Source organism: Massilia cellulosiltytica, assembly GCF_047325105.1.
GTDB classification, from domain to species: Bacteria; Pseudomonadota; Gammaproteobacteria; order Burkholderiales; family Burkholderiaceae_D; genus Telluria; species Telluria orientalis.
Window position 1 is genome coordinate 2,682,026 of sequence record NZ_CP168562.1, and the last position, 26,787, is coordinate 2,708,812.

Below are 26,787 nucleotides of genomic sequence, written 5' to 3' on the forward strand. Positions count from 1 at the left end.
CTCAGCATGGATTCCCGCCTGCGCGGGAAGGACGTTGGAACCATCACGCCGGCACCGCACCCCCGAACTCCACGATCCCCAGCCGCGCCGCCAGGTGCATCAACCGGAAATCGTTGTCCGCTCCCAGCTTCTGGCGCACCGACGTGAGGGTGTTCAACACCGTCTTCGGGCTGATCGTGAGCTGGGCCGCGATGGCCTGCACGGATTCGCCGTGCACGAGCAGGCGCAGCATGTCGAATTCGCGCGGCGTCAGGCCGTCCAGGGGCGCCGGCGCCACAGCGGCCGCCACGTCGGACGACAGCACGCGCGTCCCGTTCATCACGGCGCGGATGCCCGTGATGAGTTCTTCCGGCTCGCTGCGCTTGGTGAGGTAGCCGTGCGCGCCCGCCTTCAGCGCCTGGGCGACGTGGCCGGCGCTGTCGTGCATCGACAGCACCAGCACCCGCAGGCCGGGCTGCCGGGCGCGCATGCCGGCGATGGCTTCCAGGCCGCTGCTGCCTTTCAGGCTCAGGTCGACGATGGCGACGTCCGGCCGGACCTGCTGGACGAGCGCGTTCGCTTCCGGCGCGCTCGCTGCCTCGCCGACCACGTCGAAATCGGGTTCGGCGCACAGGAGGCGGCGGTAGCCGCTGCGGACGACGGCGTGGTCGTCGACGAGGACGATGCGGATCATGCCGGCACCTCCGTGGCCTCCGGCACCGGCAGCGGCAGCGTCGCCAGCAGGCGCAGGCCGCCCGCCGCGCCGGCCACGAGGCGCAGCTGGCCGCCCGCCATGGCGATACGTTCCGTGATGCCGAGCAGGCCGCCGTGCCACGTCGCGCCCTCCGCGGGGAGGCCGCGGCCGTCGTCGCGCACTTCCAGCACGAGGCCGCCGGTGCGCACCGCGAGCCGCACGACGCACAGCGACGCGCCGCTGTGGCGGACCACGTTCGTCACGGCTTCCTGCACGACGCGGTAGACCGTCAGCGACAACAGCTCGCCCACGTCCGGCAGGTGGGTGGGCAGGTCGAGCTCGAAATCGATGTCCGTGTGGCGCGCGCGCCAGCCCAGGACCAGTACGCGCAGGGTCTGCGCCAGGCCGGCCGCGTGCAGGCCGTGCGGGCGCAAGGTCTTGAGCATCGCGCGCAACTGCTCGCCGCACGTGCGGATCTCGCGCCGCAGGTCCGTCGCGCATTCGGCCACCGCGTCGCGCGTCAGCATGTTCGCGTGGCGCGCGAGATGGGTCGCGGTGACGTTCAGCGCCGTCAGCGTCTGGCCCATCTCGTCGTGCAGCTCGCGCGCCAGCACGCGCCGTTCGTCTTCCTGCACCGTGATCAACTGGCGCGCCAGCGCGTGCTGCGCGCCGCGCGCGTCGGCCAGCGTGCGCGCGAGGTGGGTGATGGCGTCGGCCACGCGGCGGAATTCGCGCAGCGCGAACGCGGGCAGGGCGGGATCGGGTTCGCCGCGCGCCAGACGGTGCAGGCCCGCCTCCAGCGCGCGCACGGGCGACAGCGCGCGGTCGGCGCACCACCACGTGACGGCCAGGGTTGTACCGGAAAAGAACAACAGGGTGATCCAGATTTGCACAGTGTCGTGCAGGCGCTCGCCGATTTCCGACTCGGGATTCGGCGCGATGTACAGCAGTTGCCCGCCGATGCGGATCGCCCGCTCGCTGCGGTCCGGCGGGGCGAACCCCAGCCAGGCCGGCAGCGGGTGCGCGGCGCGGTGCGGCGGCGGTTCGTCCGCCGTGCGGATGCTCAGGTGGCGCAGGCCGGCGCCGGCGAGCAGCGCGCGTACGGCGCCCGCGTCGCCGGCGGGGGCGCTGCCGGCCGCCGCGAGCACGTTCACGAGGCGCGTGGACGCGTCCACCTCGGCACGGATGTCGCTCCGGAGCGAATACAGTTGTATCAGCGTGGTCATGGCCAGCAGGCTGCCCAGCAGCAGGCAGAGCGAGCCGAGAAGGCGGCGGCGCAGGTCCATGTTCCCCTCGTGTGTGTTGTTTGCCCTCGTGTACGCAACTTCCATACCAGTCGGGAATTTTTCCCTGTCGCCGCCGCGGCGGCGCTGGAATAGTTCGTGCAAAAGAAAGCACAAGGAGACATCGATATGACCCGCACCGCACTCGCCGCCGCCGTCGCGGCACTCTGTCACGGCATCGCCGCGGCCGAGCCGGCGCCCGCCATCGTGGAAATCGTCGGCACGACGCCGCTGCAGGGCCTGGGCGTCGCGCGCGAGCGGATCCCCGCGAACGTCCAGGCGCTGGACGGCGACGACATGAACGACCCGTCCGCAGCGACCTTGCCGGCCGCGCTGAACCGCCGCGTGGGCAGCGTGTTCGTCAACGAGATCCAGGGCAATCCATTCCAGCCGGACGTCAGCTACCGCGGCTTCACGGCGTCGCCGTTGCTCGGCACGCCGCAGGGATTGTCCGTCTACGTGGACGGCGTGCGCATGAACCAGCCGTTCGGCGACGTCGTCAGCTGGGACCTGATTCCGCGCGCGGCCATCTCCACGCTGAGCCTCATGCCGGGCTCGAATCCGCTGTTCGGCCTGAATACGCTGGGCGGCGCGCTGGCCGTCCGCACGAAGGATGGCCTGCACGATGCGGGCAGCGCCGTGCAGGCGCAGGCCGGCAGCTACGGCCGCGGCGAGATCGTGTTCGAGCACGGCGGCCACGACGACCGCGGCCTGCACTGGTACGTCACCGGCACGGCGTTCCGCGACGGCGGCTGGCGCGACGACTCGCCCACGCGCCTCGGCCAGATGTTCGGCAAGGCGGGCTGGCACGACGGCGTTACGGACGTGGCGGCGAGCATCGCGCTGTCCGGCAGCCGCCTGGCCGGCAACGGGCTGCAGGAGCAGCGGCTGCTCGACCGGGACTACACGAGCGTCTACACGAAGCCGGACGTGACGCGCAACCGCGCCGTGCTGGTCAACCTGACCGGGAGCCGCAAGGTGGCGGACGACGTGCTGTTGTCCGGGAACGCGTATTACCGCCACATCCGCACGACCACGTTCAATGGCGACTTGAACGACGACGACGACGGGCTGTTCGACGCCATCGTCAACCGCACCGCGAGCACGCAGACGAACCATGGGCTGAGCGGGCAGGCCGAGCTCTCCGGCCGGCTGACGGTCGGCGCGGCGTACGACGCGAGCCGCGCGGACTTCCGCCAGGATGCGCAATATGGCGACTTGCATGCGGACCGCAGCGTCACCCCGGTGAATACGTTCGACGACGACATGGCCATCGATCTCGTCGGCCGCACGCGCACGTGGAGCGTCTTCGCGACGGATACCATCGACCTGCGCGACGACCTGCACGTGACGCTGTCCGGGCGCTACAACCGGACGGCGGTGCATAACCGCGACCGGATCCATCCGGGCGGCGGCAGCGGCTCGCTCGACGGCGACCACCATTTCGGCCGCTTCAATCCGGCGCTCGGCATCACCTGGGCGCCGTCGCGCACATTCAATATCTATGCCGGCTACGACGAAGGCAGCCGCACGCCGACGGCGGTGGAACTGGGCTGCGCCGATCCGGCGAATCCCTGCAAGCTGCCGAACGCGATGGCGGGCGATCCGCCGCTGAAGCAGGTCGTCACGCGCACGTGGGAAGCGGGCGTGCGCGGCGCCGTCGGCCGGATGCACTGGAACGCCAGCGTGTTCCGCGCGACGAACGACGACGACATCCTGTTCGTCGCGGACGATGCGGCGGGCTTCGGCTACTTCCGCAATTTCGGCCGCACGCGGCGCCAGGGCGTCGAGCTGGGCGTCGACGGCCGCGCCGGGCCGGTGACCGTCTCCGCGTATTACACGTACCTGCACGCGACGTTCGCAAGCGGCGAGACCGTGGGCGGCGCGGGCAACAGCAGCGCGGATGCCGACGGCAATATCGCGATCCGTCCCGGCGACCGCATCCCCCTGATGCCGCGCCACGTGTTCAAGGCGCGCGCGGAATGGCAGGTCACGCCTGCGTGGTCGGCGGAACTGGGCGTGCTGGCGGTCTCCGGCTCGACGGCGCGCGGCAACGAGAACGGCTTGCACCGCCCGGACGGTACGGACTGGCTGGGCCGCGGCGCCACGACTGGCCATGCCGTGTTCGACTTCGGCACGGCGTTCCAGGCGACGCCCCGGCTGCGCGTGTTCGCCCAGGTGGACAATCTGTTCGACCGGCGCTATGCGACGGCGGCGCAGCTCGGGACGACCGGGTTCGATGCGGACGGCGGCTTCGTCAAGGAGGACCGCGTACACTCGACGTTCTACGCGCCCGGCGCGCCGCGCACGGTACGCGTCGGCGTACGCTACACCTTCAACTGAGCGTCGGCCGACGGGGTCACACCCACAGCCGGTACATCCAGAACGATTCGTCCTCGGCGAAGCGGCGCGCGAACTCCGTCGGGGTGAAGCCGGTGATGCGGCGCACGGCGCGCGTCATGTGGGCCTGGTCGGCAAAGCCTTCGTCCAGCGCCATGGTGGCCCAGTCGAACGGCTGGCCGGCGTCGTGGCGGTCGCGCGCCGCGAAGAACAGGCCTTCCGTGCGCACGATGGACTGCCATTCGCGCAGCGAGCGGCCGCTGAACGACTTGATGCGGCGCTCCACGTGGCGCGGACTGTGCTCGCGCCGCCATTCGTGCGCCTGCCACGCGAGGCGCTCGACCCAGTTGCGACCGAGCTGGCGCAGCGACGGCTGGTCCGTGGCGCGGCCGGACAGCGCCTGCCAGCGCCGCGCGAGATGGTGTTCGAACACGCCGACCATGTCTTCGTCGCGGCTCGCCAGCAACGCGTCCCACAGCGGCGTCCACTCGCGGCCCATGACGTCGGCGGCGGGCACGAAGCGGTCCTGCACGCGCGCGAGGTCCAGGCCGAACAGCGCCTGCGCGGCATCCGCCTGGAACAGGGCCATGCAGCCGCGGCCCGACGTCGGCGCCCACGAGGTGGTGGGATGCGCCTGGGTGCCGGCGACCACGCACGCCGTGCCGAACGGCCGCCACACCGGCACGCCACCCTCCATGCAGACCTGACCCGCGTCGATGTCGCGGTACCACGACAGCGACACGAGCTGCGACGACGGGAAGTGCGACAGGCGCTGGGCATCGTCCAGGGTCACGTGGCGGACGTCGCGCCCGACGACGGCGACGAGCGCGCCCTGCAGCGACGCCGGCGGCAGACGGAGCCAGTCGGTCGGCGGGCCATCGGGCGCGGCCCGCGGGGCGCGCGTCAGCGGATCGGGGCAGGCCGCCGTCATGCGCCCAGCGCCGACAGGCCCGGCTCCTCGATCGCGGGCGCCGGCCGCGGACCATCCAGTTGCGCCGCGGCGAGCGCGCCGAGCGTGGCGATCGCCCCTTCGATCTTTGCATCCCAGTGGTGGCCGAAGTTCAGGCGGATGCAGTTGCGGAACTCGCCCCGCGCGGAAAACATCGGACCGGGCGCCACGCCGATGTTGCGCAGGCAGGCTTCGCGCTGCAGCGCCAGCGCGTCGACGCCGGCCGGGAATTCCACCCACAGGAAGTAGCCGCCTTCCGGCCGGCTGGCCCGGGTCCCGGCCGGGAAATGGCGCAGCACGGCGGCGGACATCGCCGTCTGCTGCAGCGCCAGCGTGTGGCGCAGCTGGCGCAGGTGGCGGTCGTAGCCGCCGCGCGCCAGGTAGTCGGACAGGCCTTCCTGCACGGGCGCCGCGACGGCCAGCGTGCGCGTGAGCTTCAGGCGCGCCACCTGTTCGCGGAACCGGCCCGGCAGCGCCCAGCCCAGGCGGTAGCCGGGCGCGAGGCATTTCGAGAACGACGAGCAGTGCAGCACGAGCCCTTCCTGGTCGAACGCCTTGGCGGGGAGCGGGCGGCGCGGTCCGTAATACAGCTCGCCGTACACGTCGTCCTCGATCAGCGGCACGCCGTGCGCGGCCAGCAGGTCGACGAGGGCGCGCTTGTTCGCGTCGGGCATCAGGCTGCCGAGCGGATTCTGGAAGTTCGTCATGAGCCAGCAGGCGGCCGGCTTGTCGGCGGCGAGGGCCTGGGCGAGACGGTCCAGGCAGATGCCGTCGCGCGGGCAGGAAGGCACCTCGATCGCCCGCAATCCCAGGTTTTCCAGCGCCTGCAGCGCGCCGTAGAACGTCGGCGATTCGACGATCACGGCATCGCCCGGCTGCGTCACCGCCTGCAGGCACAGGTTGAGCGCTTCCAGCGCGCCGTTCGTGATGACGACGTCGTCCGGCTGGACGAGCGCGCCGTCGGCCAGGTAGCGCGTCGCGATCTGGCGGCGCAGCGTGGCGCTGCCGGGCGTGATGGCGTCCACCGTGGACCACGGGTCCATCGTTTCCGCGCCCCGCGCCAGCGAGCGGGCCAGGCGCGGCAGCGGAAACAGCAGCGGGCTGGGAAAGGCCGAGGCCAGCGGCACGACGTCGCGCGACCTGGCCGATTCCAGGATCGAAAACACGAGGTCATTGACGCGCACCGGGTGGGCGCCGGTGCTGCAATCGCTGTGGATGACCGGCTCGGGCGGCAGCCTCGTGTTACCCGCGGTGACGTAATAGCCCGACCGCTCGCGCGCCCGGATCAGGCCCCGCGCCTCCAGCAAATAATAGGCTTCGAACACGGTCGACACCGACACGCCCCGGCTCGTACTGATCTGGCGCACCGACGGCAGGCGGTCGCCGACGTCCAGCATGCCGCTCCTGATCGACGTGGCGATTTCTTCCGCCAGGAGCTCGTAACGCTTCATTGGATCCCTTCGGTCTGCATCTGATATGGAAAAACGCGCTGCAACTGAATCTGTTTTATGTCGGCAAAGTGCCCAATAATCGTCACCATGGCCTTTTTTGATTCAGCTCAATGAACATACCATGTCGACATCATCCGTAGCAATTTTTTCAAGCACAGCCATGGCACCCGATGGGGCGGAGCGCCTTGCCCGACTGGAAGACGAGCTCGCGCTCGCCCGCGCCGCCCTGGACGGCAGCGCCGAGGGCGTGGTGGTGGTCGACACCCGGACGTGGCGGGTCCGCCAGATCAACGCGCCCGCGCTCGTGCTGCTGGAGCTCGACGGCGCCGCGCTGCCCGGCATCGGCTTCGACGCCATCTGCCGGCGCCTGCGCACCGAGGACGGCAGCACGCCGACACCCGCCGCGCTGCTGCTGGCGCCGCCGGAGGACGGCGCGTATCGCTTCATACGGGCCGATGGCGGCGCGGTGCCGGTCGCGCTGCGCGCCACCCGCGCGCGCGTGGCCGGACGCGACCTGCTCGTCGTGGCGCTGCGCGACGCGAGCGCGCGGGCGCGCACGGCCAGCGAACTGGGGGCCGCGAGCACCCGCTGCGGCATCACGTTCAGCCAGGCCGCGATCGGCCTCGCCCACGTCACGCTGGACGGCCGCTGGAGCCGCGTGAACGCGCGGCTCGCCGCCATCGTCGGTTATCCGGAAGCCGAACTCCTCGCGCTGACGGTGCGGCAGACCACCCACCCCGACGACACCGACAACGACGCGCTCGCGTACCGGCGCCTGCTCGATGGCGACATCCCGTACACGACGCGCGAAAAGCGCTACGTCAGGAAGGACGGGACGCCGGTCTGGGTGAGCGTCAACAGCTCGCTTGCGCGCGCTGCCGACGGCACGCCCCAGTACTTCATCGCGATGGTGGAAGACATCACGGAGCGCAAGCGGTCGGAGCGCCGCATCCGCCACCTGGCCACGCACGACGCCATGACGGGCCTGCCCAACCGCGCGGGCCTGCAGCAACACCTGGACGGCGCCCTGCGCGCCGCGCGCGCCGCCGGCCTGCGCGTGGGCGTCGCGTTCGTCGACATGGACAAGCTCAAACAGATCAACGACGCGCAGGGCCACGAGGCGGGCGACCTGGCCCTCGTCGACCTGGCGCGCCAGCTCAGGGGCCAGGTGCGGGGCGAGGACATGGTCGCACGCATCGGCGGCGACGAATTCGTCATCGTGCTGTCCGACGTCGCCACGCACGCCGACATCGCCGCGATCCTCGACCGCGTCGTGCGCGCGCCCGCCGCCGCCGCGTGCAGCATCGGCGTCAGCGTCTTCCCCGACGACGGCGACGATGCGCGCACGCTGCTCCGCCACGCCGACACCGCGATGTACCGCGCCAAGCAGGCCGGCGGGGCCGGCTACGCATTCTTTCACTCCACGGGCACATCATGAGCAACGACTCCCTTGACGACATCCTGCGCGGAGGACGGCTTGCGGCCGTGTTCCAGCCGATCGCCGCCAGCCGCGATCTCGACATCGTCGGGTACGAAGGCCTGATCCGCGGCCCGGCCGGATCGCCGCTGGAAATGCCGGCGGCGCTGTTCGCCGCGGCGCGCGCCGCCGGCCGCCAGGCGGAGCTGGAACGGGCCTGTTTGCGCACGGTCTGGTCGCGCTTCGCCGCGCTGGGGCTGCCGGGACGGCTGTTCGCGAACACCAGCGCGGCGACGCTGCTGGCGCCGCGCGCGCTCATCGGCGAGCTGGCCGGCCTCGGCATCGACGGCAGCCGGGTCGCCATCGAGCTCACCGAGGAACAGGCCGTGGGCGACTTTGCGCGCCTGCGCCGGGTCGCGCGCCGGCTCGGCCGGCACGGCTTCACGCTCGCCATCGACGACCTGGGCGCCGGCTTCGCGTCGCTGCGCCTGTGGCTCGAATTGCGGCCGGCCTGGGTCAAGATCGACATGGTGTTCGTGCGCGGCATCGACCGCGACCCCGTGCGGCAGGCGTTCCTGGCCGCGATCCGGGACATCGCACGGGCCTGCGGCACGCAGGTGATCGCGGAGGGCGTCGAGACGGCAGCCGAACTCGCGAAGGTGCGCGAGCTCGGCATCGACCACGTGCAGGGCTATTACCTGGCGCGGCCGGCGTGCGTGCCGCCGCGGTCGTTGCGGGCCGGCGCGGATGTGGACAGGCGCGCGGCCTGATCCGTCGCGCCGGCGAGCGGCGCCCACCCCGCGCGCGCCAGCAGCAGGTCCGACACCAGCGCGACGGCGAGGGCCGCGGCGCCGATCTCCATCAGCACCCGGTGGTCGCCCCCGGTCGCCGCGAAGATCCAGGAATACGCGTAGCCCGCGAGCGCCTGGAACAGGGCGAAGATCGTCGTCGCGCGGCTCCAGGCGGCACCCTGCGCGGGCACGTCCTGCGGCAAGGTATGGCGGATGCGGCCGAGGGTCAGCGGGACGATGCCGGGCGGGTAGGTGCCGATGACGAACGTGGCCGCCAGCAGGCCGGCGAGGCCGTGCGCGAGGACCAGCACGCCCGCGGCGAGGATCTGCAGGACCAGCGCGATGCGCGTCGCGGTGCCGATGCCGAAGCGGTCGCCCAGCACGCCGTACAGCATCGGCCCGGCCGTCGCGCCGAGGCCGTAGACGACCCAGAACAGCGCCGCCGTATGGCTGCCCAGGTGCAGGCCGCGGGCGATGTAATCGACGAGGAACACCATCATGGGCACGAGGCCGACGGCCTTCAGCGCGTACTGCGCATAGATCAGTTTCAGCGCGAAGCCGGCGTGCGCGGGCGCGCGGCCGGCGCTGGCCGCGGGTGCGGCGGCCGCCGCTTGCGGCCACCAGCGCCAGCTGATGAGGGTGAGCAGCAGCGACAGCGCGCCCAGCCCGGCCCAGGTGGCGGCGAGGCCTTCGTTCAGCAGCAGCGGCACGACGGTGCCCGAGGCCGCGATGCCGAGCCCGAGCCCCAGGAAGATCGCGCCGCTGGCGACGCCGCGCCGCTCCGGCGGCACCTGCGGCAGGATGCTCAGCGCGGCCAATACCATGATGATGCCGCCGGACAGGCCCGACAGGAAGCGCCAGCCGAAGAACCAGGCGACGGACAGGGGCAGGGCGCAGGCGAAGAACGCGAGCGAGGCGAGGGCCATCATCAGTTGCAGGGTGCGCCGGCTGCCCAGGCGCGCGGCGAGCGGCCGCCCCGCGAGCGCGCCCGCCAGGTAGCCGACGAGGTTGGCCGCGCCGAGGAACACGACGTCCTGCGCGGCGAACCAGTGCGCCTCGATCAGCGGCGGAATCAAAGGCGTATAGGCGAAGCGCGCGAGGCCGATGCCGACCAGGCTGGCGCACAGGCCGGCGAGAATGGCGCGCGTGGCGGCGGCGCGGTCGAGGGTGGTGTCCATGCAAGATCCTTGTTGGGGGTTCATGTTTGACAGGTTAGTCAAACTTGACAGGGCTGTCAAGGATGTCGATAATCGAGGCATGGCAGGCACAAAACAATTTGATGAAGACGAGGTGCTCGACCGCGCGCTGCTGCTGTTCTGGCGGCGCGGGTTCGGCGCCACGTCCATGCAGGACGTCGCCCAGGCGACCGGTGTCCTGCGCGGTTCGCTGTACCATGCGTACGGCGACAAGCAGGCGCTGTTCCTGCGCGTGTTCGGGCGTTACCGCACGCGCTACCTGGACAGCCTGCGCGAGGCGCTGGCGGCGCCCACGGCCGAGGAAGCGCTGCGGCGCTACCTGCGCCTGGCGATCGATATGGTGACGGCCGTCGACGACGACGAGGTGACGCGCGGCTGCCTGACGACCAAGACCGCGACGGACGAGACGGCGATGGACGATGCGATCCGGGCCGCGCTGCGCGGCCTGCTGGACGATGTGCAGCAGGCATTGACGGAGCGCCTGGGGCAGCCCGATGCCGCCGGCCGGCTCGCGTTGCCGCCCGCCGCGGCCGCGCGCCTCGTCACGACGACGACGCGGGGCATGGTGGTGCTGGAGCGCGTGTACCGCGACGTCGCCCAGCTCGAGGCTGTGGCGGACGATCTGCTGCGCCTGATGTTTCCTGGTTAGTCAGCTCAGGTCGTGCAGGTCCTTGCCGAGTGCGGGACCCAGCGTGAAGTCGCTGAACGCGACGGCGAGCCCCGCGCGCTGCGGCGTGCAGCACATCGGTCCCACCACATAGCGCGGCGCGGCCGGGAAGGGCGCGAGGCGTAGCATCGGCCACGTCGTGCCGTCCGCCGAGTACTGCACGCGGATGACGCCGGCGCCGACGGTCACGCGCAGCCAGAAGCCGTCGGGCAGCGCCGGCGCCGGCGCGACGGCCCAGTCGGACGTCCCGTTCGTCAGCACGGTGCTGAGCAGCGGCTGGCCGTCCGAGAACTCGACACCCACCTTGATCCAGCGCTGCTCGTCGATGCGGACCATGAGGCCGGCCTGGTCGTACAGTTCGGCGAACGCCGCGCGGACGTGCACCTGCGCCGTGAATCCGTCGGCGGCGGGCGCGCCGAAGAAGTGGCCGTTGTCGCGGATGAAGCCATAGCTCGTGATGCGCCAGAAATCCGTGCGGTCGCCGGTGACGACATGCAGCGTGCCGTCCTCGATCCGGTGCAGCGGCGGTTCGTTGTGCCAGGCGCAGTGGGCGAATGGTGCGGTATCCATGTGAGTTCTCCTTTGATCGGGTGTTCAGGCATAGGCGATCGGCGCCGGCACGCGCAGCGTCCACGCGGTGCCGTCGCCGGGCGCCGTCTGGACCGTCAGCGCCGCGCCCAGCGTGCGGGCGCGCTCGCGCAGGCCGGGGATGCCCCAGTGGCCGTCGCGCCCGCGTTCGAGGTCGATATCGTCCGGCAGGCCGACACCGTTGTCGGCGATCGTGACGACCAGCGCCGACGGCGCGTACTGCAGCGTGACGTCGACCGCACGTGCGCGCGCGTGCGTGAACGCATTCCACAGCGCCTCGCGGGCGATGGCGAAAGCTTCGTCCGCGGCGGGTTCGCGCAGCCTGCGCGCGCGGCCGTCCGCATACAGGTGGAAGGCGATACCGGCGTCGCGGGCCAGCGGTTCGGCGAAGCGGCGCAGCGCGCCCGCCAGGTCGGCATCGGGCACGGCGGACGTGCGCAGGCCGGCCACGCGGTCGCGGCCCTCGGCCACGACGCCGTTGGCGCGCGCCAGGGCGGCTTCGAGCGGCGCGCGCGCGTCCGCCGTCAGCCGGCTGGCCGTGCTCCAGAACAGCAGCATCAGGCCCTGGATCGATTGCAGCAGCGTGTCGTGCAGTTCGCGCGCGATGCGTTCGCGTTCGGCGGTCCGTTCGCCCATGCGGACGGCGAGCCGGCGCGCGGTCCGGCGCATCCAGAACAACTGCAGGCGCCATGCGACGACCACCGCCGCCACGACGCACAGGACGCGGAACCAGGCCGTCTGCGCCAGGTGCGGGGCGATGTCGAACGCGAGCGACGCGCCCTCGGTGTTCCACACGCCGTCGTCGTTCGACGCGAGCACGCGGAACCGGTAGTGGCCCGGCCCGAGATTGGTGTAGTGGGCGGACCGGTCGCCGCCGTCGCGCCAGTCGCGGTCGACGCCGTCGAGCCGGTAGCGGAAGGCCACGCGTCCGGGTTCGCGGTAGGAGAGCGCGGTGAAGTCCACGTCGAGCGTGTCCGTCCCCGCCGGCAGGCGCATGCCGGCGCGTGCCGCGAACGCGGCCCCGCCGGATTTCAGTCCCGTGATGACGACGGGCGGCACCAGGGTATTGCGCGGCAGCGCGGCCGGGTCGAAGCCGTAGACGCCGCCGATCGTGGTGAACCACAGCGTGCCGTCGTCGCTGCGGGTCGCGGACGGCACCGGGATGATCGCCCCGGCCGTGCCGCGCAGGCCGTCGCGGTAATCGAGCCGGCCGTAGGCGACGGCGTACCCGGGGTCGCGCAACACCTGCCGCTGTTCGGCCGGCGCGATGCTGGAAATGCCGCCGGCGCCGTTGAGCCACAGGGTGCCGTCGCGCGCGAACACCATCCCCGTGATGCCGGCGAACGGCTCGCCGTTGCGGCCCGCGACGGGCGTGAAGCGGGTGCCGTCGAAATGCATGAGTCCATTCTCGCCGCCGACCCAGGCGCCGTCGCCGGTCGGCAGGATCTGGACGACGGTGCCGACCGTGAGGCCGTCCGCGCGGCCGTAATGCCGGATCCTGCCGCCGTCGAGGAGGACGAGGTCGTCGCCGACGGAGCCGAACCACACGCGCCCGCGCCGGTCCGCCGCGACGGTCGCCGCCGCGTACGTCTCGAGCGCCGCGACGCCGCCCCCGGCGATCCACCGTCCATCGCGCCAGGCCGCGACGCCGCGCCTGCCAAGCGCCATCCACAATGTGCCGGCACTGTCCTGCGCCATCGCGTAGGTGGTCGCCGGGCCTTCGACGCCGGGATGCAGGCGGCGCCATCCCGAGCCGTCCGGCCGCACGGTCCACAGTCCGCCGAAGCCGGCGGCCCAGACGTCGCCCGCCGGGCCCCGGTACAACGCGGTGATCGTGTCGTTCACGCCGGGCGGCGCGTGGCCGTAGTCGCGTGCGGGCGCGCCGGGGGCGGCGAGCCACGCATGGCCGGCCCACACGCCGGCGCCCGCGCCGCCCGCGAGCGGCAGCGCATCCGACGCGGCATCCCCGGACAGGGCCTCGGCCCGCACGCGCGGCGCGCGGAAGCGGTCGAGGCCACTCTCGGTCCCGACCCAGACGTTGCGCTCGCGGTCCTCGAACACGGCCTGCACCTTGCGTCCGGAGAGCCCGTGCTCGGCCCACATGCGCCCGAGCCGGCCGTCCGCTGCGCCGCGCACGATGCCCGCGCCGTCGGCCATCCAGGCATGGCCGTCGCGGTCGAAGGCGAATAGGGTCGCGCCTTTCGGCACATCCCACGCGGACGGCGTTCCGCGCGCCGGGCCGGCCAGCATGCGCAGGGTGGAGCGCGCCTCGTCCGTCGCCCAGATGCTGCCGTCCGGGTGGGCGACCAGCGGCAACAACGTCGACAGGGGTGTGAGCAATTCGAAGCGGGCGCCTCCCTTCGGCAGCACGAACACGCCGGCGGTGCCGCCGGCCCACAGCGTGCCGTCGCGGTCCGCCAGCAGGGACGCGAACCCGCTGTCGGGCACCCCGAGCGCGGGATCGCATGGCTGCCAGCGGCCATCGGCGCCCAGGACGAGCAGGCCGCGGCCGGTGGCGAGCCACAGGCGGCCGCCAGCGTCGCGCGCGGCGGCAAAGACCGAGCCGGCCGGTCCGCCCGCCTTGCCGCCGGGGTAGTGGCGCATGCGGCCGTCCGCCATCAGGCTCACGCCGCCGTACTTGTAGCCGACCCACATCCGGCTATCGGGCAGGACGCCGATGCCGGCCACGTTCGACGACAGCGGCGCCTCGCTGCCTGCCGCGCGCAGGAAGCGCACGCCATCGAATTTATACAGGCCGGACGTGCTGCCGATCCAGATCCAGCCGTCCGGGGTCTGCGCGATGCCGGTGATGTTGGAGGGCGCGCCCTCGCGGGCCGTCCAGCTGGCGTGCGGCAGGTCGAGCACGGGTGCCTTGTCCACGGGCGCCGCGTGGGCGGGGTGGATGCAGGCGACGGCTGCCACCAGCGCCGCGACGGGTCGGAAGATTGACGTCATTCCCGACAGTATAGAAGCTGCCGGTTCGGCGTGACAACTGGTCGTCCATGTCGTTTTCGTTCAATACCGGGCCCGCGCGCCGGGCCGAGAATGCCAGGCATGAAAACGACCACGCCCCCCTCCTGCCCCTTCCACGCCGGCGCCGCGAGCAGCGCGCCGGCATCCCATCCACCCGGCACCTGGCCCCCCGGACCGCCGTCCGGCCTGACGGGCTGGCGCTTCCTGCGCGCGATGTCGCGCGACCTGCTCGGCGCATTGTCCGCCTGGCGCGACGAGTACGGCGGCATGGTGCACCTGCGGATCTGGCCCGAGCACCAGATCGTCGTCACCGACCCCGAACGGGTGCGCGAACTGCTCGTCGACCATCACGACGCGCTGGTGCGCTGGGAGCGCGCCATCGAGGTGTTCGCGCAAGTGCATGGCCACAGTACGCTCACGTCCGAAGGCGCCGCATGGCGCACGAAGCGGCACGCGTTGCAGCCCGCCTTCACGCCCAGGGCCGTGCAGGCCTTCCTGCCCGCGATGGCGCATGCCGCCGACGCCGCGTTCGCGCAGTGGCCGCGGTCCGACGCCGCCTGGGCGATCGAGAGCGCCTTCACGTCGCTGGGCATGGACGTGATCGTGCGGATGATGTTCTCGAGCGGGATCGATGCGGACGCCCGCGACGCCGAACGGGCCGTGCATGACGTGGCCGTCGCCGGTAATGCCGAGATGTATTGGCCAAGGAGCTGGCCCGACTGGATGCCCTGGAAGGCAAGGAAGCGCCGCGCGCTCGCCACGCTCGACCGGCTGATCGACGGCCACGTGCAGGCGCGCATGGCGCTGCCGCAGGCCGAGTGGCCGCAGGACCTGCTTACCCGCCTGCTGGCGCTGCACGTCGGCGACCCGGTCACGTGGCCCCTGAAGGCGGTGCGCGACGAGTGCATGTCGACGTTCCTGGCGGGCCATGAGACGACGGCCGCGGCCCTGACGTGGTGGTCATGGTGCATGGCCGCGAATCCGTCCGCGCAGGCGGCCGCGCGCGCGGAAGTCGACGCGGTCCTGGAGGGCAGGCTGCCCACGGCCGCCGACCTCCCCGCGCTGGACTACCTGGGGCGCACCTTGCAGGAGACCCTGCGCCTCTATCCCGCCGCGCCCATACTCATCACGCGCCGGTCGGTGCGGCCGATCACGCTGGGCGGCTGGCAGCTGCCGGCCCGGACGATGTTCGGCATACCGCTGCACCTGATGCATCACGACGCCCGCTGGTTCCCGCAACCGGACGCGTTCCGCCCCGAGCGCTTCGCGCCCGGCGCGCCGACGATCCCGCGCGGCGCCTTCATGCCGTTCGGGACCGGCCCGCGCGTGTGCCTGGGCCAGCATCTTGCGCTGGCGGAGATGACGCTGCTCGCCGCGATGTTCCTGCAGCGGTACATGGTCGTGGCGCCGGCCGGGATGGCGCCGCCGAAGCCCGTCTTCAACATCACGCTGAGGCCGGAAACGCCGCTCACGCTGCGCCTCACGGCGCGCAACTGATGATCGCGCCGCGCCGCCTGCACCGGGCCGCGGGCGCCGTGCTCGCGGTGTTTTTGGTGGTGCACGTGGCGAATCACCTGGCGGCGCTGGCCGGCGTCGATGCCCATGTCCGCTTCATGGACGCCGCGCGCCGCGTGTACCGGCAGCCGGTCGTGGAAGCCGTACTGCTTGCATGCGTGGTGCTGCAGGCGGCGAGCGGGCTGCGCATGCTGTGGACGGGGCGGCAGCGGCGGCCGGCCTGCACGTGTGGCCGTTCGTGCTGTTCTTCGTGCCCTACTATTTCCTGGCGGTGGCCGCGCTGTTCGTCCACGTCGGGTGTGCGCTGCGGCGGGGCAGGGCGGTCGCCGCAGGCTTCACGTGCGCCGGGCTCACCGTCGCGGGGCTGCTCGTGGCCACGTCGATGGGCCAGATCGTACCCGTCGAGATACCGGCGCGCTACCTGGCGACGTTCGCGGGACAATGAAGAACGGGCGCCGAAGCGCCCGTTGCCGCGAGGGCGGAGGAAGACTCAGTCGAGCAGGTCGAACAGCGTACGCGCGACGACCTTGGTCGCGCGGCGCAGGTCTTCCAGGTCGATGTGTTCGTCGGCGCGCTTGGCGTTGCTCTCGCCGACCGTGCGCGGACCGCAGCCGTACAGCACGGCCGGGACGCCCGCTTCGCCGAACAGGCGCGCGTCCGTGTACAGCGGCGTGCCGGCCGCGCCGATCTCTTCGCCGAACACGCTGGTGGCATGGCGCGACAGCGCGTCGACCAGCGGCCGGTTGCCTTCCAGCGGCTGCAGCGCGTTCGCCAGCAGCATGCGCTTGATCTCGACGGTGATGCCCTGGCAGTCGGCGACGGCGTCCTGGATCACCTTGCGGATCGTCGCTTCGACGTCAAGCGGGTTCTCTTCCGGGATCATGCGGCGGTCGAGCTTCAGCACGACCTTGCCCGGCACGACGTTCGTGTTGGTGCCGCCTTCGATCAGGCCCACGTTCAGGTACGGGTGGTTGATGCCCTTGACCTGGCTCTTCACCTTTTTATATTGCGTGTTCTGGTCGTACAGCGCGACGAGGATGCGGGTCGCGGCCTGCAGCGCGTCGACGCCCGTTTCCGGCACGGCCGCGTGGCCCATCTTGCCGTTGACCGTCACTTCCATCTGCAGGCAGCCGTTGTGCGCGGTGACGACCTGGTAGCTGAAGCCCGCGGCGATCAGGAGGTCGGGCTTGACGAGGCCTTGCTGCAACAGCCAGCCCGGGCCCAGTTCGCCGCCGAATTCCTCGTCGTAGGTGAAGTACAGTTCGACACCGCCCTTCAGCGGGGCGCCCAGTGCTTCCAGGGCGCGGGTCGCGAACGTGAAGGTGGCGAAATCGCATTTGCTGACGGCGGACGCGCGGCCGAACAGCTGGCCGTCGACGACTTCGCCGCCGTACGGATCATGCGTCCAGCCTTCGCCCGGCGGCACCACGTCGCCGTGGGCGTTCATCGCGACGGTGCGGCCGGCGCCGTACTTGCGGCGCACGATCAGGTTCGTGATCGTCTCCAGGCCGGCCGCCTTGACGGTCGGCGCCGGGACCGAATGCTTCTCGGCCTCGAAGCCGAATGCCTTCAGGAGGTCGGCGGCGCGCTCGGCGTGCGGCGCATTGTTGCCCGGCGGGGTGTCGGTCGGCACGCGCACGAGCTCCTGCAGGAAGCGCACCTCCTCGTCGAAGTGGGCGTCGATCCAGGCATCCAGCGCTTCGTAGGGCGCGGCGGTGTTGTTGTTGGCGGTCGTGGTCATGTCAGAATTCCGTGGCGAGTTGGTCGAGAAGGGTTTGGAAAGCCCGGACGCACAGTTCGGTGTCGTCGTTGGTGATGGATTCGAGCGGGTTGTGGCTGATGCCGGCATTCAGCCCGCGCAGGAACAGCATGGCCTGCGGCAGGATGTCGTGGATCTTCATCGCGTCGTGGCCGGCGCCGCTGGGCATGCGGAACACCGGCAGGCCGAGCGTCCCGACGGCGCGTTCCCAGCGCTGGCGCCATTCGGTCGCGCAGGGCGCGGCGGCGGCGCGCATCGTCTCTTCGAGCGAGAACTGCAGGCCGCGGCGGGCGCAGATCGCGGCCAGTTCGGCCTGGATGTCGGCGGCGGCGGCATCGCGCACCTCGTTCGTCGTGGCGCGCACGTCCAGCGAGAAGCGGCAGCGTCCCGGCACGACGTTGATCGAGCCGTTCGGCACCTCCAGCATGCCGACGGTGGCGACGAGATCCGGCACGGCGCCGCCGCGCTTCTCGGCGAACAGCACCAGCTCGGCCGCGGCGGCTGCCGCGTCGCGGCGCATCGTCATCGGCGTGGTGCCCGCGTGGCTGGCAACGCCGACGATCTCGCCGACGAATCGCACGCTGCCGTTGATCGAGGTGACGACGCCCAGCGGCAGGTCGAGGTCATTCAGCACCGGGCCCTGCTCGATGTGCGTCTCGACGAAGCCGAGATACCTGGACGGATCGCGTTTCAACGCCGCGATGTCGTCGACGTTGAGGCCCGCGTGCGCAATCGCGTCGCGCATCGTGACGCCGTCCGCATCCTTCTGGTCGAGCCAGTTGGTGTCGAAACCGCCGCACAGCGCACCCGACCCGAGGAACACGGCCTTGTAACGCTGGCCTTCCTCTTCCGCGAAGCCGACGACTTCAATGCCGTACGACAGTCGCTTGCCCTGGCGGTGCAGTTCGCGCACGCAGGCCATCGGCACGAGAATGCCCAGGCGGCCGTCGTACTTGCCGCCGTTGCGCACGGTGTCGTAGTGCGAGCCGGTCAGCAGGCGTTGCGCGGCCGGATCGGCGCCATGATAGATGCCGACCACGTTGCCGACGGCGTCGATCGTGACGTCGTCGAAGCCGCAGTCTTCGCGCATCCATGCAGCCAGCTGCGCGGCGGCCGCGCGGTGCGCGTCCGTCAGGTAGGTCACGCACAGTTCTCCGCGCTCGGCGTAACCGGGTTCGCTGTGGGCGGCCAGCTGTTCATGCCAGTCCCACACGAGGTTGCCCAGCGTCGGATGCTGGTCGAACTTGTCGTCCAGGCGGATCTCGGCGATGCGGTGGATGTTGCGCAGCGCTTCCGCGAATTCGAAGTCCGGGCCATTGGCCAGGCGGCGCGCGAACGTGGCGATGATCTCCGCCTTTTGCAGGCCCAGGCCGCGCGGACCGCGCACGGCGAGGATGAACGGGAAGCCGAACCTGGCGTTGTAGTCGGCGTTCAGTTGCTGGATGTTCGTGAATTCCTCCGGCGTGCAATTCGTCAAGCCGGCCTTGTTCTGTTCATTCGTCGATTCGGCCGTCAGCGTCTTGCTGACCATGGCCTTGCCGGCGAGCTCCGGGTGGGCGCGGATCAGGCCCAGTTGTTCTTCACGCGACGCTTCTCGCACGGCTTCGACGAGGCCGCGCTTCAGTTGCGCCAGCGTGGCGAACGGGCGCTTGGCCCAGGCGCGCGCGGCGATCCAGGGCGAGTGTTCGTAGACGCCGTCCAGCAGGGCGGTGAAGCCCGCTTCGTCGGCGGCGTTGAGTGTCTCCAGGGTTAACATTGTTCTTACTCCCACGCGAATGCGGTGTCGGGGTTGTAGGGATGCACGCTCTTCCAGTGGCGCGCGATGTCGATGCGGCGCGTGACCCACACGCGGTCGTGCTGTTCGATATAGTCGAGGAAGCGCTGCAGCGCGCGGAAGCGTCCCGGACGGCCCAGCAGGCGGCAGTGCATGCCGATGCTGAGAATCGAGGGGCGTTCGCCGCCTTCCTGGTAGTGCACGTCGAACGCGTCGCGCAGGTAGGCGAGGAACGGGTCGCCGTGCGAAAAGCCTTGCGGCAGGGCGAAGCGCATGTCGTTCGTGTCCAGCGTGTACGGCACGACCAGTTGCGGGGCCTGCGTGCCGTCGGTCTTGCGGACCTTCAGCCAGAACGGCAGGTCGTCGCCGTAGTAGTCGCTGTCGTATTCGAAGCCGCCGTAGTCGGCGACGAGGCGGCGCGTGTTGGGGCTGTCGCGGCCCGTGTACCAGCCGAGCGCCCGTTCGCCCGTCAGGCGTTCGATGGCTTCCATTCCACGCGCCATGTCCGCGCGTTCCGTCGCTTCGTCGACGTTCTGGTAGCTGATCCAGCGGTGGCCGTGGCACGCGATCTCGTGGCCCAGTTCCTTGAACGCGGCCGTCACGTCCGGCGAGCGTTCCAGCGCCATGCCGACGCCGAAGACCGTCAGCGGCAGCCCGCGCTTCTCGAATTCGCGCAGGATGCGCCAGACGCCCACCCGCGAGCCGTATTCGTAGATGCTTTCCATCGACAGGTGGCGGGCCGGGAACGAGGCCGGGTTGAACATCTCGGACAGGAATTGCTCGCTGCCGGCGTCGCCGTGCAGCACACTGTTCTCGCCGCCTTCCTCATAGTTCAGGACGAACTGCACGGCGACACGGGCGCGGCCCGGCCAGTCGGCGTACGGTTGCTCGCGGCCGTAGCCGGCGAGGTCACGTGGATAGTGCTGGGTCATGATGATGTCTCTGATTCAATGGTGGAGGATGTCGGCCAGGTCCACGCGCTGCGGATCGAGGTGCAGGTTGTGCTGGACGTTGGCCAGGTGCTTGGAGACGAGGCGCACGGCCGCCTTGACGTCGCGCTTTTCGAAGGCGTCGACGATGGCCACGTGCTCGTCGAGGGATTCTTCCGCCGACTGCGACGACTGGCGCATCAGCGCGATCAGCGAGGAGCGCGTCAGGAGTTCCGAGAGCATCTGCACGAGCACCTGGTTGCCGAGCATCTGCGCCAGCACGAGGTGGAAATCGCCCAGCAGGCGCGTGCGGCCCGGGACTTCCGCATTGTTGACGGCGGCGCGTTCCAGTTCCAGGTGTTCGCGCAGCTGCTTGACCTGCGCGTCGGTGATCGTCGCGCACAGCTGCTTCGTGACGGCCGTCTCCAGGATCGCGCGCACTTCGAACACGTCGTTCGCTTCCTCGGCCGTCGGGGTGGCGACGAACGCGCCGCGGGCCGGCTCCAGCACGACGAGGCGGTCGCGCGACAACTGGTTGAACGCCTGGCGCACGACGGTGCGCGACACCTTGAAGATGTCGCCGATCTTCTGTTCGGACAGCTTGGTGCCCGGCATCAGGCGGCGTTCGGCGATCGCGGTGGTGATGGAATCCACGATGCGCTGGGTGGCGCTGCCGGACGGCGCGCTCGCGGGCGTATCATGGTCCGCAGTCAAGGGGACGATCTTCAGGGGTTGGCGGGCTCGGTTCATGGTCGCTCGGAACAATAAGTGATTGACATCGTGTTTGAAGTGTATACACTTTTCAAAAAAAAGAAAACAGAAAGTGTATGCAATTTTTTACGTCAATCAACAGGAAAGGAAATCAGATGGGACACCTCAGCACCCACGTGCTCGATACGATGAACGGCTGCCCGGCCGCCGGCATGCGCGTCACCCTCGAGGCGCTCGACCATGACGGCAGCGCGCGCACGATCAAGACGCTCACCCTCAATAACGACGGCCGCAACGACGGCGGTCCGCTGCTGAATGCGGAGACGATGGCGGTCGGCCGTTACCGCCTCACGTTCAGTGTGGCGGCGTACTTCCGTGAGAAGGGCGTGAACCTGCCCGAGCCGGCTTTCCTCGACGTGGTGCCGCTCGAATTCGGCATCGCCGACGCGGCCGGCCACTACCACGTGCCGCTGCTGGTCAGCCCGTGGTCGTATTCCACGTATCGTGGCTCGTAAGCACGGCGCGTTGTTTTTCTCATAAAGTCATACCCTTTTTCAAAAAGATCGTATACAGTTGTTGTGTCGCCGCGGAGCGCATCGGCAGCAGGGCCCAGCCCCTCGCCGGTGGTTGCGATGATTTGCCCCTCACAGAGCCCGCTGTGGTGATGGGACAGCCTGGTGTGTTGCTTGCGCCACGCTTCCTTTGTATTAGAGGCTCTCATGGAAACCTATTTGCTCGACTGGGTGAATCTGCTGTTGCGCTGGACCCACGTCATTACCGCGATCGCCTGGATCGGCGCATCGTTCTACTTCGTCTTTCTCGATAACTCCCTGACCAAGCCGACGTCGCCCGACCTCGTCCAAAAAGGCGTCGACGGCGAACTGTGGGCCGTGCACGGCGGCGGTTTCTACCATCCGCAGAAATACCTCGTCGCCCCCAAATCCATGCCCGAGGGCCTGCACTGGTTCTACTGGGAGAGCTACGCCACGTGGTTGTCCGGTTTCGGCCTGTTCACCGTGCTGTACCTGTTCAACGCCGGCACCTTCATGGTCGACAAGCAGGTGCACGACTGGACGGCCGGCGCCGCCGTCGGCACCGCGCTGGGCTTCCTCGTCGCGTTCTGGCTCGTGTACGACACGATCTGCCGCACGTTCGGCCGCAGGAAGAACGGCGACGCCATCGTCGGCGCGATCATCTTCGCGTTCGTCGTGTTCGCCGCCTGGCTCGCGTGCCAGCTGTACGCCGGCCGTGCCGCCTTCCTGCTGGTCGGCGCCATGCTGGCCACGTCGATGAGCGCCAACGTGTTCTTCTGGATCATCCCCGGCCAGCGCAAGGTCGTCGCGCAGCTGAAGGCCGGCCAGCCGGTCGACCCGATCTACGGCTGGCGCGCCAAGCAGCGCAGCGTCCACAACACGTATTTCACGCTGCCGGTGCTGTTCGCGATGCTGTCCAACCACTACGGCTGGCTGTACTCGGGTGAGCACAACTGGGTCGTGCTGGTCCTCATGATGCTGACCGGCGCCCTGATCCGCCAGAGCTTCGTCGCCCGCCACAAGGCGCTGGTACACGGCAAGCGCGTGCCGTGGGAATTCGCCGGCTTCGGCGTGGCCGCCATGCTGGGTCTCGTCGTCTTCCTGACCCCGAAGCCCGAGGCGGACCTGCCGGTGATCGCGTCAGCCGCGCCCGTGAACAGTGCCGCAGCCGCCGGCGCCACCGCGCAGAACGTCAGCTTCGACCAGGTGAAAGGCGTCGTCGCCCAGCGCTGCGCGATGTGCCACTCGGCCGCCATGGCCAGCAAGGGTATCTCGTTCGATTCGCCCGAGTCGATCAAGCGCCACGCCCAGCAGATGTACCAGCAGGCCGTCGTGACCAAGCAGATGCCGCTGAATAACGCCACCCAGATCACGCCGGATGAGCGCAATCTCATCAAGCGCTGGTACGAAGAGGGCGCCCCGACCAACTAACCCGTTGTACCCTGTCCGGCGGCCCTCCACAGCGGGCCGGCGGACACGCTCGCGCGCCCGGCCCAGATGGCCGGCGCGTGGCGGGCGGCATGCTTCTTTTGGTTTCGAACGCAGTCCAGCAGTTCATAAAAAACTAAAGGGCCTCGGAGAACCGTCGCGAGCGGCAGCCATGCCGTCCGAGAAGCGCAGCTGTACGAGTAGTACAGCCGGTCCGCCGTAGCGGAGCATCGCAGGACGGCAGGGCAACGCGCAGCAGGTTATCCGAGGTCCCACTACAGGAGACAAAGCATGACCCAGCCGTCCCGCCACCCGGTGGACGAACGGCTGCCGCTCGCGCGCCTCGGTGCGCTCGGGTTGCAGCACGTCCTCGTCATGTACGCCGGCGCCATCGCCGTCCCCCTCATCGTGGGACGCGCACTCAAACTCCCCCCCGAACAGGTCAGCATGCTGATCTCGGCCGACCTGTTCTGCTGCGGGATCGTGACACTCATTCAATCCCTTGGCCTGACATCGTGGTTCGGCATCCGCCTGCCCGTGATGATGGGCGTGACCTTCGCGGCCGTCGGTCCGATGGTCGCCATCGCGAATGCGGTCCCCGGCGTCGACGGGGCGCGTGCGATCTTCGGTGCCGGCATCGGCGCCGGCGCCGTGGCGCTCCTGCTCGCGCCCCTGATGAGCCGCCTGCTGCGGTTCTTCCCGCCGGTCGTCACGGGCACCATCATCTTGATCATCGGCGTGACCCTGATGCGCGTCGGCGTGGGCTGGGCGATGGGCGGTCCGGAAAGCACGGCGCAGAGCGTCGATACCGTGAAACTGGCGGCGATGGTCGATGCGGCGCGCGCCAATGCCGCGCAGGCCGCGGCAGCGCTGCCTCCGGGTGCGGAAGCGCCGGCGCTGAAGCTCGCCGGCCCCGTGCCGATGACGCCGAACCCGAACTACGGCGCGCTGGACCACCTGGGCATCGCGGCCTTCGTGCTGGCCGTCGTGCTGTGCCTCGTCCGGTTCTGCCGCGGCTTCCTGGCCAATATCTCCGTCCTGCTGGGCATCGTGGCCGGCTGCGTCGTCACGTTCGCGCTGGGCGAGATGAACTTCGACAAGGTGGGCAAGGCCGCCTGGTTCCAGCTCGTGACGCCGCTGGCGTTCGGGACGCCCACGTTCGACCTGGTCATGATCGTCACGTTCGCCGTCGTCATGATCGTCGTGATGATCGAGTCGGCCGGCATGTTCCTCGCGCTGTCCGAACTGACGGGCAAGGATCTCGACCGGAAACAGCTCGCCGCCGGCCTGCGCACGGACGGCCTGGGCACGCTGATCGGCGGCCTGCTGAACACCTTCCCGCACACGAGTTTTTCGCAGAACGTGGGCCTCGTCGCCGTCACGGGCGTCAAGAGCCGCTGGGTGTGCGTGGCGGGCGGCATCATCATGATCGTGCTGGGCATGTTGCCGAAGATGGCGGCGCTGGTCGAAGCGATTCCCCAGTTCGTGCTGGGCGGCGCGGGTCTCGTCATGTTCGGCATGGTGGCCGCGGCGGGCATCCGCATCCTGACGCGCGTGGACTTCCGGAGCAACCGCTACAACCTGTATATTGTCGCCCTGTCGATCGGCTTCGGCCTGATCCCATTGGTGGCACCGCGCTGGGCCCAACAGATGGCCCACAGCCTGCATCCGTTGCTGGAGTCGGGCATCCTGCTGACCGCCGTCGCCGCGGTCGCGCTGAACCTCTTCTTCAACGGTACCCGCGACATCCCGGCCGAGAACCACGGAGACGCGGGCGCCACCAACAACCACCCATCTATCGCCCAAGGGAGCAAAGCATGAAAAAAACCGTCCTGACCATGGCGCTGTGCGCATGCGCGGCAACGTCCGTCCAGGCCGCGGAATGGAGCGACACGTCGATCGGCTACCGCACCGGCGGCCGTTTCCGCGAGCCGTTCAACGCCAGTGAGATCCACAAGGACATCATCGACATCAACCACGTGAGCGGTTATGCCTACGGCACGAACTTCTTCAACCTGGATGTCCTGTTGTCGAACAAGACCGATCCGTCGGCGCCGGGCGCGAAGTCGGGCGCCCAGGAGTTCTACCTCGTGTACCGCAACACGATCTCGCTGGGCAAGGTGAGCGGCAAGGAATTCGCCTACGGCCCCGTGAGCGACGTGGGCCTGACGCTGGGCTTCGACGCCAACACGAAGGACGATGCCGGCTACAACTCGAAGAAGCGCATGCTGGTCGTCGGCCCGACGCTGGCCTTCAAGGTGCCGGGCCTGCTGAACGTGGGTATCTACGGCCTGTGGGAGAGCAACGCGCCGAACAATGAATTCACGCAGACCAGCGTCTCGCGCTACCGCTACGACACGCACCCGATGCTGGGCGCCGTGTGGGCGTTCCCGATCGGGGCGTCGGGCTGGTCGTGGGAAGGCTTCGCGAACTGGATCGCGGCTAAGGGCAAGGACGAATTCGGCAACCAGACGGCGCCGGAAACGAACATCGACATGCAGCTGCTGTACGACCTGGGCCCGCTGCTGGGCGCCAAGCCGAAGACCTTCCGCGCCGGCTTCGCCTATCAATACTGGCACAACAAGTTCGGCAACGACAGCAAGCGCGTGCCGGGCGCCTCGGCGAGCACGCCGATGGTCAAGGCGGAGTACCACTTCTGATTTCCGAGTAGGACGGGACGGCACGGCGGTGCCGGCCCGTCGTTGCCACCGGCGCGCTTGCCTTCGGGCGGCGCGCCGTTTTTTATTGCAAATCAGAGGTTCACATGACCCAAGCCCACCAAGCTCCAGCCAGGGCCAATCCGTCACCTTTTTTTGGAGCGTTGTTAACAACTAACAACCGGAATCGCCCGATTTGTCGGGTGGGCACGCAGCAAACAATATTCAAGCGGTGACCGCTCGCTGACAGGCACCTTGGCGTCTGCCTCGACGACAACGTTATGGCAAGCGAAAGGTCGGGATCCGCCCTGAGTCGAGCATCTTGTGATAGTCCGTGACTTTTTCTATTCAGCAAGCTGATATGCTGGGCGAACGGCCGCTTTCGGCCAGGAGCAGACGCTCAGTAACACTCTGATCAGGACTTCATGAAATGACGGTTATTTCGCTTCTCATCAACGACTCCGCTTACGAGGACCATGTCGACAAGCTCATCCGGTTTGGCGGAAGACCGGCTGCGCCTAGCGGCATTCTTGAATGGCCTACATGCGCCTCGTGTCAGGGAAATATGCAATTTCTTGGGCAGCTTCCTGCGGGTGCACAAGATGGTGCAGAGCCATTGCTTCTTTTGTTCATGTGCCAAAACGATCCCGGCTCGTGCAACGAGTGGGACGCTGACGGTGGTGGCAACGTAGTAATCGCGGTCGACCGGGAATCCTTAGGATTGATCGATCCTCCGAATGACGGGGAGACACTTCGCCCGGTTTGCTACGGTGCCTCAATCGTGAATGTTGAAAGCGAAAACTATTACGATGCCCAGCAGGTTTGGGTCGGTTCAACAGGCGAGAGTGCGCGTCAGATTCTCGGGCACATCGACGGGCAACCGGACTGGCTGCAAGGCGAGGAAGTCCCTTCATGCGATCAGTGCGGTGAACCAATGTCGTTTGTCGCTCAGTTAGAGGAAGGCCCAGACTGCAAAACAGCGATGAACTTTGGAGGTGGATGTGCGTACGTATACCGGTGCCGCTACGATAGACGGCAGGCCAAAATGCTCTGGCAGTGTTGACACAGCAACTCGGCTGCATAGGCCGATGGCGGGGCTACTACAGGTCCGCAAGCGGCCAGGAGCGGACGGTGGCGGAGTGGTCCTAAGTGC

The 26,787-nt window shown here is 69.4% G+C and carries 22 protein-coding genes; 11 read left to right on the forward strand and 11 right to left on the reverse strand.

Annotation, left to right across the window (positions count from 1 at the left end):
• Positions 1-43: 43 nt before the first annotated feature.
• A complete protein-coding gene (locus ACEN9H_RS11850) occupies positions 44-673 on the reverse strand; it encodes a response regulator transcription factor (protein ID WP_413674895.1) in 630 nt (209 codons plus the stop codon).
• A complete protein-coding gene (locus ACEN9H_RS11855) occupies positions 670-1,959 on the reverse strand; it encodes a sensor histidine kinase (RefSeq protein WP_413674896.1) in 1,290 nt (429 codons plus the stop codon). The genes ACEN9H_RS11850 and ACEN9H_RS11855 overlap by 4 nt, the downstream gene beginning before the upstream one ends.
• A 126-nt stretch (positions 1,960-2,085) precedes the next feature.
• Here ACEN9H_RS11855 and ACEN9H_RS11860 point away from each other — a divergent pair, with 126 nt between their 5' ends.
• Positions 2,086-4,299, forward strand: a complete 2,214-nt coding sequence (locus tag ACEN9H_RS11860) for a TonB-dependent receptor (RefSeq protein WP_413674897.1) — start codon at positions 2,086-2,088, stop codon at positions 4,297-4,299.
• Between the two features lie 16 nt (positions 4,300-4,315).
• Here ACEN9H_RS11860 and ACEN9H_RS11865 read toward each other — a convergent pair whose 3' ends face one another.
• Entirely contained in the window at positions 4,316-5,227 is a 912-nt protein-coding gene (locus tag ACEN9H_RS11865) for an AraC family transcriptional regulator (protein ID WP_413674898.1), read from the reverse strand.
• Positions 5,224-6,696 (reverse strand): PLP-dependent aminotransferase family protein, encoded by a 1,473-nt coding sequence (locus ACEN9H_RS11870; RefSeq protein WP_413674899.1) that lies wholly within the window; start codon positions 6,694-6,696, stop codon positions 5,224-5,226. Before ACEN9H_RS11870 ends, ACEN9H_RS11865 begins: the two co-directional genes overlap by 4 nt.
• 160 nt (positions 6,697-6,856) lie before the next feature.
• Between ACEN9H_RS11870 and ACEN9H_RS11875 the strand changes: the two genes are divergently transcribed.
• On the forward strand, positions 6,857-8,134 hold the full coding sequence (locus ACEN9H_RS11875; protein WP_413674900.1) for a diguanylate cyclase domain-containing protein: 1,278 nt from the start codon (positions 6,857-6,859) through the stop codon (positions 8,132-8,134).
• On the forward strand, positions 8,131-8,883 hold the full coding sequence (locus tag ACEN9H_RS11880) for an EAL domain-containing protein (RefSeq protein WP_413674901.1): 753 nt from the start codon (positions 8,131-8,133) through the stop codon (positions 8,881-8,883). Before ACEN9H_RS11875 ends, ACEN9H_RS11880 begins: the two co-directional genes overlap by 4 nt.
• Here ACEN9H_RS11880 and ACEN9H_RS11885 read toward each other — a convergent pair.
• Positions 8,808-10,082 carry a YbfB/YjiJ family MFS transporter gene (locus tag ACEN9H_RS11885; RefSeq protein ID WP_413674902.1) on the reverse strand — a complete coding sequence of 425 codons (1,275 nt, stop codon included), beginning with the start codon at positions 10,080-10,082 and terminating at the stop codon, positions 8,808-8,810. The genes ACEN9H_RS11880 and ACEN9H_RS11885 overlap by 76 nt on opposite strands.
• A 79-nt stretch (positions 10,083-10,161) precedes the next feature.
• Here ACEN9H_RS11885 and ACEN9H_RS11890 point away from each other — a divergent pair, with 79 nt between their 5' ends.
• A complete protein-coding gene (locus ACEN9H_RS11890) occupies positions 10,162-10,749 on the forward strand; it encodes a TetR/AcrR family transcriptional regulator (protein WP_413674903.1) in 588 nt (195 codons plus the stop codon).
• Here ACEN9H_RS11890 and ACEN9H_RS11895 read toward each other — a convergent pair whose 3' ends face one another.
• The gene (locus ACEN9H_RS11895; RefSeq protein ID WP_413674904.1) at positions 10,750-11,337 is read right to left on the reverse strand and encodes a DUF1349 domain-containing protein; all 588 of its coding nucleotides are present in this window, start codon (positions 11,335-11,337) and stop codon (positions 10,750-10,752) included. It abuts the gene before it with no gap.
• Positions 11,338-11,361: 24 nt separating this feature from the next.
• Entirely contained in the window at positions 11,362-14,310 is a 2,949-nt protein-coding gene (locus tag ACEN9H_RS11900) for a triple tyrosine motif-containing protein (protein WP_413674905.1), read from the reverse strand.
• Positions 14,311-14,409: 99 nt separating this feature from the next.
• Between ACEN9H_RS11900 and ACEN9H_RS11905 the strand changes: the two genes are divergently transcribed.
• Positions 14,410-15,825, forward strand: coding sequence for a cytochrome P450 (locus ACEN9H_RS11905; RefSeq protein WP_413674906.1), 1,416 nt, complete (start codon positions 14,410-14,412; stop codon positions 15,823-15,825).
• Positions 15,826-15,997: 172 nt separating this feature from the next.
• A complete protein-coding gene (locus tag ACEN9H_RS11910; RefSeq protein WP_413674907.1) occupies positions 15,998-16,288 on the forward strand; it encodes a hypothetical protein in 291 nt (96 codons plus the stop codon).
• A gap of 45 nt (positions 16,289-16,333) precedes the next feature.
• On the opposite strand, the gene ACEN9H_RS11915 is transcribed toward ACEN9H_RS11910, so the two are convergent.
• From ACEN9H_RS11915 to ACEN9H_RS11930, 4 genes are read right to left on the reverse strand one after another with little or no spacing between them, the layout of a single operon-like run.
• On the reverse strand, positions 16,334-17,584 hold the full coding sequence (locus tag ACEN9H_RS11915; protein ID WP_056125211.1) for a M20 family metallopeptidase: 1,251 nt from the start codon (positions 17,582-17,584) through the stop codon (positions 16,334-16,336).
• Between the two features lies 1 nt (position 17,585).
• A complete protein-coding gene (gene uraD, locus ACEN9H_RS11920; RefSeq protein ID WP_413674908.1) occupies positions 17,586-19,358 on the reverse strand; it encodes a 2-oxo-4-hydroxy-4-carboxy-5-ureidoimidazoline decarboxylase in 1,773 nt (590 codons plus the stop codon).
• 5 nt (positions 19,359-19,363) lie between these two features.
• Entirely contained in the window at positions 19,364-20,308 is a 945-nt protein-coding gene (gene puuE, locus ACEN9H_RS11925; protein ID WP_413674909.1) for an allantoinase PuuE, read from the reverse strand.
• A 15-nt stretch (positions 20,309-20,323) separates the two neighbouring features.
• Positions 20,324-21,055 carry a GntR family transcriptional regulator gene (locus ACEN9H_RS11930; RefSeq protein ID WP_082577480.1) on the reverse strand — a complete coding sequence of 244 codons (732 nt, stop codon included), beginning with the start codon at positions 21,053-21,055 and terminating at the stop codon, positions 20,324-20,326.
• Between the two features lie 116 nt (positions 21,056-21,171).
• On the opposite strand from ACEN9H_RS11930, the gene uraH reads away from it, so the two are divergent.
• The 5 genes from uraH to ACEN9H_RS11955 all read left to right on the forward strand — a co-directional run bounded on the left by uraH (position 21,172) and on the right by ACEN9H_RS11955 (position 26,697).
• A complete protein-coding gene (uraH, locus tag ACEN9H_RS11935) occupies positions 21,172-21,531 on the forward strand; it encodes a hydroxyisourate hydrolase (protein WP_160407986.1) in 360 nt (119 codons plus the stop codon).
• 204 nt (positions 21,532-21,735) lie between these two features.
• Positions 21,736-22,980 carry a urate hydroxylase PuuD gene (locus ACEN9H_RS11940; RefSeq protein ID WP_413674910.1) on the forward strand — a complete coding sequence of 415 codons (1,245 nt, stop codon included), beginning with the start codon at positions 21,736-21,738 and terminating at the stop codon, positions 22,978-22,980.
• A gap of 288 nt (positions 22,981-23,268) precedes the next feature.
• Positions 23,269-24,798, forward strand: a complete 1,530-nt coding sequence (locus ACEN9H_RS11945; RefSeq protein WP_413674911.1) for a nucleobase:cation symporter-2 family protein — start codon at positions 23,269-23,271, stop codon at positions 24,796-24,798.
• The gene (locus ACEN9H_RS11950) at positions 24,795-25,637 is read left to right on the forward strand and encodes a hypothetical protein (protein WP_056125225.1); all 843 of its coding nucleotides are present in this window, start codon (positions 24,795-24,797) and stop codon (positions 25,635-25,637) included. The genes ACEN9H_RS11945 and ACEN9H_RS11950 overlap by 4 nt, the downstream gene beginning before the upstream one ends.
• Before the next feature lie 427 nt (positions 25,638-26,064).
• Positions 26,065-26,697, forward strand: a complete 633-nt coding sequence (locus ACEN9H_RS11955; protein WP_413674912.1) for a hypothetical protein — start codon at positions 26,065-26,067, stop codon at positions 26,695-26,697.
• The last annotated feature ends 90 nt before the right edge of the window (positions 26,698-26,787 follow it).